The following is an 11,952-nucleotide window of genomic DNA, read 5'->3' as shown; positions in this document are numbered from 1 at the left end:
CCCCGGTTGCGATGCCGGTCGGAATCGTCGCACACCGCACGCGCCCGCGACGCCCGGTGCGGGGATCGCCTACCGGCTGCGCGGCGTGCGAGACTCGTACCACGGCGAACGAACCGAGACGGTCGAAACGGGAGCGGCAGGTGCCAGAGCAGGAGCGGACGGCGGCGGGGCGCCTGGAGGAGGGCTCGACGGCACCGGCGGTGGACGCCGCGAGCGTCCTGCTGCTGCGCGAGCACGACGCGGGACCACAGGTCCTGATGCTCGAGCGGCACCTGCGGGCGGACTTCGCCGGCGGTGCGCTCGTGTTCCCCGGCGGCAAGGTGGCCGACATGGACGGGGGACTCGACGCCGCCCGGTGGGTCGGGGACGCGCCGACCCGCTGGCAGGAACGGCTCGGGACCGCGACCACCAGCCAGGCCCAGGGACTGCTGGTCGCCGCGGTCCGCGAGACCTTCGAGGAGGTCGGCGTCCTGCTCGCCCAGCGCGAGGACGGCACCCCGTTGACCGACGAGGACCTGCGCAGCCGCTCCTTCGTCGAGGCCCGTCGACGCCTGTGCGACCGCGGCGGGAGCTGGGACTGGCGTCGGTGGCTCGAGGACGAGGAGCTGGTGCTCGACCTGCGGTTGTTGCGGTTCTGGTCGTGGTGGGTCACGCCCGAGGGGCAGCACCGACGGTTCGACACCCGGTTCTTCCTCGCGCGCCTGCCCAAGGGGCAGACCGCCTCGCCCGACGACGTCGAGAGCACCGAGGTGCGCTGGAGCCGTCCTGACGAGGTCCTGGACGCCGGCGCCCGCGGCGAGGCGGTGGTCATCTTCCCGACCCGTTGCAACCTGCGCCAGTTGGCCGACTTCCCCTCGGTCGACGCGGCCTGGCGGGCGGCCACCGAGGACGCCGTCGACCAGCGACGCATTCAACCGACGATCGTGCGCCGGGACGGCGAGGTCCTCGTGCAGCACCCCGACGGCGGCGATCCGGAACCCATCTGACCCGGTCACGGCGTGCCACTTCGGGGCGTCGGCCCGCCATGCGGAGCGGGCCACTGGGTGGAATTGGTCCGAGCACAAGTGCGCGTCCCGCGCGAAAACCGTGCGGTCAGCGTGACGGGGAATGGGTGACCCCTTCCGTCGGCCACCGACCGTCGGTAACCTTCCGGACACCTCCTTCTGAGGGAGACGGAGCGGGAGCCGTCAGGGCGGGAGAGGTGAGCGGCGGTCCGGAGACGGACCGCCGCTCCCGTTTTGCCCGGATCACCCGGCGACGCCGACACGGCTGGGCGTGCGGTGGCACGCACGAGCCGCGGCGTGGGCGGCGCCCATCGCGCGACCAGACCGCGGACTCGTGCGTGGGACATACCGGCGACGTTCCGCCACGAACGGCGTACATGGCGGTGCCACCGCCGAGTCGGACCGGTGGTGACGTGCCGCGTACGTCCGCCGACCTCGGGTCGCCCGGCGTGCGACCTCCGCCGGCACGTCGCTACCGGCCGCCGCCCCGTCCCCCGCCGGGGCGGCGGCCCCGGACGAGTTCCCGCGTCCGGGGTCCGCTCCTGCAGCGACCCGCCCGCGTCCCGGTCGCCGACCGTTCGGGGACGTGGTTCCCGAGCCTCGGCCGTGCCGGTCGCGGTGTCCCGGTCGCGGTGTCCCGGCTGCCCCGACCCTCGTCGCGGGTCGAGCACTAGGCTGCGGGCATGAGTCCGTCCGCCGCGCCGGTCGACCCCCGCTCCGCGTGGGACCTCCCGGCGTTCGGGGAACTGCCGCGCGTGAGCCGCCTCGACGAGGTGACCACACGCGTCCTGGCACCCAACCCCTCGCCCATGACCCTGGACGGCACGAACACCTACGTGGTGGGACGGGCGGGCACGGGCGGGGTCGTGGTCGTCGACCCCGGCCCCGACGATCCGGAGCACCTCGCGCGGGTCCGGCAGGTGGTCGAGCAGGCGGACGCGTCCGTGGTCGCGATCCTGGTCACCCACCATCATCTCGACCACGCCGAGGCCGCGCAGGCCTGGGCGCAGGCCTTCGGCAGCACGGTGGTGGCGGCCGCGACGCAGGTGGCCGGACCGCAGGGGCGGACCCTCGCCGACGGCGACGTGCTCGATCCCGGCGACCTGCCGTTGCGGTTGGTGGCGACCCCCGGTCACACCCGTGACCACCTCGCCGTCCGTGTGCCGACGGGCGCGATGCTGACGGGCGACCACGTCCTGGGTCGGGGCACGTCGGTGGTCGCCCATCCCGACGGGGACCTGGCCGCCTACCTCACGTCGCTGCGCCGGGTGCTGGACCTGGGGCCCGACCGGCTGTTCCCCGGGCACGGTCCCGCGCTGAGCGAGGACCCCACCGCCGTGCTGCGCTACTACGCCGAGCACCGGGCGTTCCGGCGCCAGCAGATCCTCGAGGCGCTGGCGGAGGCGCCGACGGACCCGGCCGGCCTGGTCCGCCGGATCTACGCCGACGTCGACCCCCGCCTGTGGCCGGCCGCGGAGGCCTCGACCCGGGCCGCGTTGCACCTGCTGGCCGACGAGGGTCGGATCGACCTCGACGGGGCGACCGTCCGCCTGGCCGAGTGACCGGCGTGGCCACACGGACCGCCGCGACCCGGCGCCGGCGTCGACCACCGACGGCCGGCCGCGCCGGATCCCTCTGCCGGCGGCGCGTCCCCGCTTCGCTGAGGTCGGCCCGGGCCGCGCCCGCCCCCGGCGCCTCGAGAGGTCGTGCACCGTGTCCGGACTGACCCGGGACCGCCTGCTGGCGGCGACGCTGGTCGCGCTGGTCGCCGCGGGCTGCGGTCCGACGCCGAACGCCGAGGAGCCGCCGGAGCTGACCGCCACGCCCGTGCCGGAGCCCGACGCGCCGCCCGAGGACCGGGACCCGCCCTCCGGCGGGACCGCCGCCCGGCAGGCGCCGGCCGGGGACACCGACGCCCGACCGTCGCCGGACGCTGCCGGGCAGGACGACGGGCCGCCGCCGGGATCGGGTGATCAGGACACACCGGCTGCGGACGGTCCCGGGATGGACGCGCGGCTCGCGGCGTTCCTCTACGACCACGTCGAGCAGGCCGCGGCGGCCGATCACCTCGCCCACGACCTCCTCGGCGACGAGGTCGCCGAGTTGGTGGTCGTCACCGTGACCGGTGCCGGCACGCTCGAGGTCGCGCTGGCCGCCTGGGACGGTGCCGACTACGCCCTGGCCTCGCGCCTGGTCGGTGGGCCTGCCGTGAAGGTGGGGACCCCGCTGGCTCGTGACGTGACCGGCGACGGGCACCGCGAGGTGGTCGTGCCCCACGTCCGGCACGCCGGGCCCGCGGTGCTGACGCTCACCGTCACCGACGCGGGTGAACTCGTGGTGCCGCAGCGGTGCCCGGTGGACGCACCGACCGACTACGTGGTGCGGTTGCGCGCGTCACGGTCCCCGACCACGGTCACGCTGACCTGCGCTTCTCCGGACACGGCGGCGTCGTCCGGGGAGGCGACCCAGCTCGGTTGGCACGACGGGGTCTTCGCCGCGGCACCGACGGCGCCGGTGGCCGAGCGATCGTCCGGTCACCGGACCGTGATCGTCGTCGACCCGGCGCCGTCATCGGACGCCGAAGACGCCGAGGACGCCGAACCGGTGACCGGGCGCTCCGGGGCGGCGCCGACGGGAACGCCCGAGCCGGGGGTCGCACCTCCGGGCCGAGACCGTGTCGCCGACGCGCCGGGGCGTGCCGCCGACGCGCCGGGCCGCGCGAACCCGCCCGGCCGTGGTGACGGGCCCGGGCGGCCGGATGCGTCCGGTCGCGCTGGTGGCGGGCAGGGGCGCACCGACGCCCCCGGCCGTGCCGAACCTCCGGGGCACCGTGAGGCTGCGCAGGGCCACGGCCAAGCCCCGGGCCGTAGCGAGGCGCCGGGCCGTAGCGAGGCGCCGGGCCGCGGACGCTGAGGCTTCGCGGCCCGCGCCTCGTCGGGTCAGCCGACGTTGGCCCGACGCGTGCGTCGGACCCCGGCCTGCTTGAGCACGGCCGCCGGAACACCTGCCTCGCGCCAGGCGGTGTAGGTGATGCCCTTGCGCTCGGAGTACTCGGCCGCGGCCTCGATGAAGCCCTGCTCGAGCGCCTCGAGGTCGACCTCACCGGACAGGTCGACGAGGCGCTCCTCGAGGTCCAGTCGCCGCTGGATCAGGTCGACGCGCTTGGCCGGGTCCGGCTCCGCGTCGATCTTCTGCTGCACCTCGTCGATGCGGGCCTTCACCGTCTCGCCGTCCATCTTGCGGCCCGGCTTGCGGTCCTGCTCGAGTGCTGCGAGATAGTCCCGGACGGCGCGTCCCTGCGTGCGCCCTTTGGCGAGTGCGGCCTTGTGTTCGTCGCTCATCTTGCGGACCATCTGGCGTCCTTTGCCTGGGTGGATGTCGTTGCATCCCCAATGGTCTTCGAGCGACCGATCCCCGTCTGCAAACGACTCTTACGGCGACGTTAGCATGCCGGCCTTTTCAGCCGGTCAAGTCCTGTCGGCGTACCCGAGTCACCGGAATCGCCGCCGGTAGCCGCAGCACGAAGCGACTGCCGGTGGCCGGCTTGGTGAGTTCGAGGTCGAGTTCGCCGTGCATGGCCTGGGCGAGTCGACGTCCGATGAACAGCCCCAGCCCGACACCGCCGGTGCGCATGGTCAGCGGGTCCTCGAGACGATGGAACTGTTCGAAGATGCTCTGCCGGTGTTCGCGCGGAACTCCCGGCCCCGAGTCGATGACGCGGACACGGATGTCGTCACCGGTCTGGTCGAGGGTGACCTCGACGGGCGCGTCCTGGGGCGAGTACCGACAGGCGTTGTCGAGTAGGGCGGCGACGATCTGCCGGGCACGTGCCGGATCGGCGAGCGCGGCCCCGGTCCCCGGTTCCGCGGAGAACAGGATCGTGCGGGTGGGCTCGCGTTCGGCGAAGGTCTCGATGAGTTCCTCGAGCACCGGCTCGAGATCGGTCGGGACCGGGTGGACCAGGTCGTCGATCTCCTGTTGGTCGAGGCGGGTGACCAGCAGCAGGTCCTCGACCACGGCCGCCAGGTGGTCGGAGCGCTCCACGATCCGCTCGAGGGCCTCCTGGCGACTGGAGACATCGAGTTGGTCGCCCTTGCGCAGCAGGACGGAGGCGAACCCGCGGATCGGGGTCAGCGGCGTGCGCAGCTCGTGGGACACCCGGGCCACGAAGTCGCCCCGCAGGCGTTCGAGCTCGCGCTGCTTGGTGACGTCGCGGACGACGACGACGTCACCGATGCAGCGGCCGCGGTCGTCGAAGAGCAGCGAGTGGTTCTCCCGCACCTCGTGCGCGCGCCCGTCGACATGGCGGATCCGGGCGTCGAACTCCCGGTGCTGCGCACCCTCGTGGGCCTCGTCGATGAGCCACCGGCCCGAGACCTCGCTGTCGCCCTCCCGCAGCGACGGGGTGAGCACGCGCTCGACCGGGCGGTTCACGACCCGGTCCGCGGTCAACCCGGTCAGCTCCTCCATCGCCGCGTTCCAGACCTGGATCGTGCCGTCGCGGTCGAGCAGGACGATGCCGTCGGCCGTGCCGTCGATGACGCGGGTGAGCCGGTCACGGTCGGTGCGGACGCGTTCGAGCAGGTCGGAGGTGCGCTGGACGCCGTGGGCGGCGAAGTAGATCGCGGCGAGCGGGACCAGGAACAGCGGGGCCAGGGCGGGCTGGACGATCAGCAAGGCCGCCAGCACCACCCCGATCGCCGTGTTGCCCAGAGCGATCGTGCCCAGCAGCGGGAGTTGTCGGAGCAGGCCCTCGCGGCCCAGGGGACCGTCGGTGATGGTGACCAGACCCAGCATCGCGACGGCGTTGACCCCGACGTAGGCGATCATCCCGGCGATGACCGCGAACACCGGAAGGTCGTTGACCAGCGGACCGATCGGCGGGGCCAGATGCAGGATCGTGGCGGCCGCGGCCGTACCGACCATGGCCTGTGCCGTGTTGAAACTGGTCTTGACCAGGTCGAGTCGCCGGAGGGTCTGCCCACCGAGCATGCCGAGTCCGGTGGCGACGACGGCCTCGGTGGGTGAGGTCAGCAGCAGCCCGGCCGCGATCGCGGCCTCGACCAGCGTGAGCGCGATCGTCGCGCGGTCGAAGGTGAAGCGCAGTTCGATGCGTTCACCGGCGGCGATGGCCACCACGAGGATCACGAGGTGCAGCAGCGAGGGCGGCTCGACCCCGGTGGCGAGGATGACCGCACCGAGGATGCCGACCGCGAACAGCGCCCAGCTGGCGACGTAGAGTTCGATCCTGCGGTTTCTCACACCACCCTGCGCTGTGTCGCGATGCGGAGCGGTCGGCGCGGACGGCGCCGACGCGACCGGCCGGCCGCCCCACGAGTGCGGAGCCGGCCGGCCGGGAGTTCTGTGGTGCTACCGGGTGGGTTCAGCCGACCCAGCTGATGCCGCGGGCCTGTGCGCCGACCCAGCTGATGCCCTGCGACTGCGCGCCGACCCAGCTGATGCCGCGCACCCAGGTGATCCCCTGCGCGCCGACCCAGCTGATGCCCTGCGACTGCGCGCCGACCCAGCTGATGCCGCGCACCCAGGTGATCCCCTGCGCGCCGACCCAGCTGATGCCCTGCGACTGCGCGCCGACCCAGCTGATGCCGCCGACCCAGCTGATGCCCTGTGCGCCGACCCAGCTGATGCCGCGGAGTCCGACCCAGCTGATGCCCTGCGTGGTCAGCTCCCCGGCGTCCGCGGCCACGGTCTCGGTGACGCTGCCGACCCAGCTGATCCCGCGCTGGGGGGCCGCCTCGTCGGCGGTGGCGGCGCCGATGCCCGCGAACATGCTGCCCACCAGGGCGGTCAGCACCACGAACGAGCGCATGCGCCCGATACGACGACCGGTCTTGCGTTCCATCGCCTAGCTCCTGTGTCCCAGCCCCCGGTAAGCGCGAGGACGCTCCCAACCCGGAATTTACGCAGCGTATCGAACGCCCACGCTCCGTGACCATAAAACTTCTGTGAGAACGCTTCAGTGCCGAGAGGTAGAGCTAGCCGTGGTGGGCGGGGCCCGGTAGGTCCTTCGCGCGCCCCGCGCTCAGCTCCGGCGCACCGGCTGAGCCCCTCGACGGGCACTCGCGTGCTTCGGGGGATGGGAAGAGCCCCCGACAGACGGGGGGACCGCCGGGGGCTCTGTCGCGGAGGCAGCGAGATCATTCGCACTGCAACCGCGGGGGCTATTGGAGCAGAAAAGTTCGCGCGAGGAAAGCTTCGCCGACGACCAGATTGTTGGGCTAGTCCGGCATGGACAACGACTCACCAGACCCGGGGAACGACCACGAGGATGGTGGCGAGGCTCAGCCCGGCGAGCGGTAGTCCGAGCCGCCAGTAGTCCCCGAAGCGGTACCCGCCGAGCCCGTAGACGATGGTGTTGGTCTGGTAGCCGATCGGGGTGAGGTACGACGAGGAGGCGGCCAGTGCCACGGCAACGGCGAAGCCGGTCGGTTCGGCCTGGACGCGCTGGGCGACGTCCACCGCGATGGGCAGCATCAGTGCCGCGGCGGCGACGTTGGTGAGCAGTTCGGTGAGCAGCATCGTGCCGAGGGCGACCAGGGCGAGCGCCAGCAGCGGGGTGGTCGCGGCGGCCGCGGTCTCGATCCCCCGGGCCAGCACGCCCGACAGCCCCGCCGCCGCGATGGCGTTGCCCAGCCCGATGGCGGCGGCGACGATCAACAGGACGTCGAGGTCGAGCGCGTCGAGGGCCCGGTCGAAGCGGATCGCCCGGCTCGCCACCAGCACCGCGCAGGCCAGCAGGATCGCGGTCAGGATCGGGAGCAGCCCGGTGGCGGCCAGGGTCACCATGCCGACGAAGGTGCCCAGCGTGAGCCAGCGGTAGGCGCGTGATCCGCTCGCCGTGGTCGCGACGTCGTGCGGGATGACCACCGCGAAGTCCCGGTGGCCGCTCCAGCGCTCGGCGAAGCCGGCGTCGCTCAGCAGCAGCAGCGCGTCACCGGCGCGCAACTCCACCTCGCCGAGCTTGCCGTCCACCCGCTCGCTGGCGCGGTGCAGCGCGACGACGGCCGCGCCGTAGCGACCGCGGAACGACACCTCCTTGAGCGTCGTGCCGATCAGCGACGAGGTGGACCCGACGATGCACTCGGCCAGCCCGTGTCCGTCGCCGTCGAGCACCGCGGTCTGCGCCCGTTCCGCCTCGATCAGGCCGGGCCGCGCCAGCAGGTCGCGCACGGCGTCCACGTTGCCGACGAAGACGAGCTCGTCGCCGCCGTGGAGCACCATGTCCGGCGCGGCAGGTCGCTGCCCGTCGGGATAGCGCCGCACCGCCGCCAGGAACGTGCCCGACAGCTCACGCAGTCCTGCCTGCGCCACCGTGCGGCCGTCCACGGCGCCGGCGGGCAGGACCTGCAGGCACAGGGTGTAGTCGCGGTCGGAGGCGGCGACCTGTTCGTGGGGGGTGCGCCGGTCGGGCAGCAGCCGCGGCGCGAGCAGCACCAGCGCCGTACCACCCACCAGGGCCAGTGGCAGACCGGCCGGGGTGAGCTCGAAGAAGGACAGCCCCGACTCGCCGGCGGCGACCAGCATGCCGGAGATCACGAGGTTCGGGCCGGTGCCGATCAGGGTCAGGGTGCCGCCGAGGATGGCGGCGAACGACAGCGGCATCAGCAGCTTCGTCGCCGCGACACCGTTGCGCTCCGCCCAGCCCCGGATCACCGGGGCGCCGGCGGCCACCAGCGGGGTGTTGTTGAGGAAGCCGGACAGTGCGACCACGGGGGGGACGAACCGCACCAGCGCGGCCCGCGGGCCGCCGGACCCGTCGCCGAGGAAGCGGCCGATGACGCCGTCGATGCCGGCGTGGTCGCGGACGGCCCGGGCGACGACGAACAGGCCGGCGATCGAGATCGTGGCCGGGTTCGCCAGGCCCAGGAACGCCTGCTCGGCCGGCAGGATCCCGAACAGCACGCAGGTGACCACCGCGCCGACCATCGCTGCCGCCGGCGCGACGAGCTCGCGGACGAGCACCACCACGAGCACGACCAGCACGGCCGCCGCGAGCAGCCCGTCGAGGCCGATCACCGGGCGTCGACGAAGCCGCGCTCGTCGAGCAGGTCCAGGACGGCCTCGACGCACGCCTCGAGCGTCAGCTCCCCGGTGTCGAGCGCCAGGTCGGGGGCACCTGGGCGGTCGTAGTCGCTCGAGACCCCCGGCAGCGAGGCGAGCTCGCCCCGGTCGGCGGCGGCGTACAGGCCGTTGGGATCGCGGGCACGACGCGTGGCCTCGGGCGCGTCGAGGAACACCTCGAGGTAGCGCTCGGCGCCGAGCAGGTCGCGGACCCGGTCGCGCACGGGTGCCTGCGGCGCCTGCACGGCGACCAGCGTGATCAGCCCGTGACGCGAGGCGAGCGAGGCGATCTCCGCCGCGCGACGCAGGTTCTCCGAGCGGTCCTCGTTGGAGAAGCCCAGGTCGCGGCTGATGCCCAGCCGCAGGTTCTCGCCGTCGAGCCGCAGGGCACTGCGTCCGCGGTCGAACAGCCGCCGCTCGACCGCGGCGGCCAGGGTGGACTTGCCCGTCCCGGTCATGCCGGTGAACAACACCGTGACCGGGCGCTGACCGAGCCGTGCGGCGCGTTCGTCGGAGGTGATGCTGGAGCGGTGCTGGGCCAGCCCGGGCGGCGGCGTGCGGTCCCAGCCCGAGGCCGCCCCCGTGATCATGCCGGCACCGACGGTGAGGTTGGTCAGCCGGTCGACCAGCACGAACGAGCCGGTGGTCCGGTTGTGCGCGTAGGGGTCGAACAGCAGCTCGCGGTCGGCGGCGAGCACGACCCGTGCGACGTCGTTGAGTCCGAGTCCCTCGGCCGGTTCGTGCGCCAGGGTGTTGACGTCGACCCGGTGGGTGATGGTGGCCAGCGAGGCGTTGGAGACCCCGTTGGTCGACAGCAGCAGGTACTGGCGGCCGGGCACGGCCTCGTCGTCGGCCATCCACACCAGCATGGCGTCGACCTCGTGCGCCCGCGCCGGCGGGTGTGCGGCGTCGACCAGCAGGTCACCACGCGACAGGTCGATCTCGTCGGTCAGCGTGACCGTCACCGCCTGGCCTGGTCGCGCGGCCTCGAGGTCGCCGTCGAAGGTCACGAGGCGTTCCACGCGGCTGTGCATCCCCGAGGGCAGGGCGACGACCTCCTGCCCGGGACGCAGCACGCCCGCCGCGACCGTGCCGGCGAAGCCGCGGAAGTCGAGGTCCGGGCGGGACACGAGCTGGACGGGGAAACGCACCCGGTCGAGGTCCTCGTCGGCGGTGACGTCGACCGTCTCGAGGTGCTCCATCAGCGGCGGGCCGTCGAACCAGTCCATCGCCGTCGAGGGCTGCACGACGTTGTCGCCCACGAGCGCCGACATCGGCAGCACGTAGGGCTCGGGCAGGTCGAGCCCGGCCGCGAACGCCCGGTAGTCGTCGGCGATGCGGGTGAAGACGTCGCGGTCGTAGTCGACGAGGTCCATCTTGTTGACCGCGACCACGACGTGGCTGATGCCCAGCAGGGAGGCGATGTAGCTGTGGCGGCGGGTCTGGTCGAGCACACCGTGGCGGGCGTCGACCAGGATGATGGCCAGTTGCGCCGTGGACGCCCCGGTCACCATGTTGCGGGTGTACTGCACGTGGCCGGGCGTGTCGGCGATGATGAACTTGCGTCGCGCGGTGGAGAAGTAGCGGTAGGCGACGTCGATCGTGATGCCCTGCTCACGCTCGGCCTTGAGCCCGTCCATGAGCAGTGCCAGGTCGACCTGGTCGCCGGTGGTGCCCGCGGTGACCGAGTCCGCCTCCAGGGCGGCGAGGTGGTCGGCGTAGATCATGTTCGCGTCGTGCAGCAGCCGGCCGATCAGGGTCGACTTGCCGTCGTCGACGCTGCCGCAGGTGAGCAGGCGCAGCAGGTCCTTGCGCTCGTGCTCGGCGAGGTAGGCCTCGATGTCGGTCGCGATCAGCTCGCTCTGGTGTGCCATGGGTCCTGCGCCTTTCGAGAGGAGCACGTTCGTCGAAGCGCGAAGGGTCAGAAGTAGCCTTCGCGCTTCTTCTCCTCCATGGAGCCGGCCTGGTCGTAGTCGATGACCCGGCCCTCGCGCTCCGAGCGGGTCGCGAGCAGCATCTCCTGGATGATGTCGGGCAGCGTCGTCGCGCGTGACGCCACCGCGCCCGACAGCGGATAGCACCCGAGCGTGCGGAACCGGATCCAACGCTCGACGGGCTGCTCGCCCGGCGCGAAGCGGAACCGCTCGTCGTCGACCATGATGATCGTGCCGTCGCGCTCGACCGTGGGACGGGGGGCGGAGTAGTACAGCGGCACGATCGGGATGCCCTCGAGGTGGATGTACTGCCACACGTCGAGCTCGGTCCAGTTCGACAGCGGGAACACCCGGATCGACTCGCCGGGGTTGACCCGGCCGTTGTAGAGGCTCCACAGCTCGGGACGCTGGTTCTTCGGGTCCCATCGGTGGTGCTTGTCGCGGAAGGAGAACACCCGCTCCTTCGCGCGCGAGCGTTCCTCGTCGCGCCTGGCGCCGCCGAAGATGCCGTCGAACCGGCCGGCCGTGAGTGCCTGCTTGAGCGCCTGGGTCTTCATGATGTCGGTGTAGTTGCGCGAGCCGTGGTCGAACGGGTTGATGCCCTCGGCGACGCCCTCGGCGTTGGTGTGCACGATCAGCTCGACGCCGAGCTCGGCCGCGGTCCGGTCGCGGAACGCGATCATCTCCCGGAACTTCCACGTCGTGTCGACGTGCAGCAGCGGGAACGGGAGCCGGCCCGGGTGGAACGCCTTGCGGGCCAGGTGCAGCATGACCGACGAGTCCTTGCCGATCGAGTACAGCATCACCGGACGCTCGCACTGGGCGACGACCTCGCGCAGGACGTGGATCGCTTCCGACTCGAGCTGCCGGAGGTGGGTCAGGCGCGCCGGTTCGGCGAGGGAGGAGGGTGCGCTCATGGTCGGCTCACGTGG

The 11,952-nt window shown here is 72.8% G+C and carries 9 protein-coding genes; 3 read left to right on the top strand and 6 right to left on the bottom strand.

Annotated features, from left to right (window positions below):
* The first annotated feature begins 140 nt into the window (after positions 1-140).
* The 3 genes from ELR47_RS00870 (at position 141) to ELR47_RS00860 (ending at position 3,917) form a co-directional block, all read left to right on the top strand.
* Complete coding sequence (locus tag ELR47_RS00870; protein ID WP_130648171.1) at positions 141-986, top strand: NUDIX hydrolase; 846 nt, start codon at positions 141-143, stop codon at positions 984-986.
* A gap of 701 nt (positions 987-1,687) precedes the next feature.
* Positions 1,688-2,566 (top strand): MBL fold metallo-hydrolase, encoded by an 879-nt coding sequence (locus ELR47_RS00865; RefSeq protein ID WP_130648170.1) that lies wholly within the window; start codon positions 1,688-1,690, stop codon positions 2,564-2,566.
* A gap of 151 nt (positions 2,567-2,717) precedes the next feature.
* Entirely contained in the window at positions 2,718-3,917 is a 1,200-nt protein-coding gene (locus ELR47_RS00860) for a hypothetical protein (RefSeq protein ID WP_130648169.1), read from the top strand.
* A gap of 26 nt (positions 3,918-3,943) precedes the next feature.
* On the opposite strand, the gene ELR47_RS00855 is transcribed toward ELR47_RS00860, so the two are convergent.
* From ELR47_RS00855 to cysD, 6 genes are all read right to left on the bottom strand, one after another.
* Positions 3,944-4,357: a hypothetical protein gene (locus ELR47_RS00855; protein WP_130648168.1), complete on the bottom strand. Its 414-nt coding sequence runs from the start codon at positions 4,355-4,357 to the stop codon at positions 3,944-3,946.
* Between the two features lie 106 nt (positions 4,358-4,463).
* A complete protein-coding gene (locus tag ELR47_RS00850) occupies positions 4,464-6,266 on the bottom strand; it encodes a sensor histidine kinase (protein ID WP_130648167.1) in 1,803 nt (600 codons plus the stop codon).
* 121 nt (positions 6,267-6,387) lie between these two features.
* Positions 6,388-6,867, bottom strand: coding sequence for a hypothetical protein (locus ELR47_RS18065; RefSeq protein WP_165403756.1), 480 nt, complete (start codon positions 6,865-6,867; stop codon positions 6,388-6,390).
* 398 nt (positions 6,868-7,265) lie between these two features.
* On the bottom strand, positions 7,266-9,041 hold the full coding sequence (locus ELR47_RS00840; RefSeq protein ID WP_130648166.1) for an SLC13 family permease: 1,776 nt from the start codon (positions 9,039-9,041) through the stop codon (positions 7,266-7,268).
* Positions 9,038-10,960: a sulfate adenylyltransferase subunit CysN gene (gene cysN / locus ELR47_RS00835; RefSeq protein WP_130648165.1), complete on the bottom strand. Its 1,923-nt coding sequence runs from the start codon at positions 10,958-10,960 to the stop codon at positions 9,038-9,040. The genes ELR47_RS00840 and cysN overlap by 4 nt, the downstream gene beginning before the upstream one ends.
* A gap of 47 nt (positions 10,961-11,007) precedes the next feature.
* Positions 11,008-11,937 carry a sulfate adenylyltransferase subunit CysD gene (gene cysD / locus ELR47_RS00830; RefSeq protein WP_130648164.1) on the bottom strand — a complete coding sequence of 310 codons (930 nt, stop codon included), beginning with the start codon at positions 11,935-11,937 and terminating at the stop codon, positions 11,008-11,010.
* Positions 11,938-11,952 lie beyond the last annotated feature (15 nt).

The organism is Egicoccus halophilus, from assembly GCF_004300825.1.
GTDB classification, from domain to species: domain Bacteria; phylum Actinomycetota; class Nitriliruptoria; order Nitriliruptorales; family Nitriliruptoraceae; genus Egicoccus; species Egicoccus halophilus.
The sequence above is the reverse complement of the archived record's forward strand: the minus strand, read 5'-3'. Positions and strand labels throughout refer to the sequence as shown.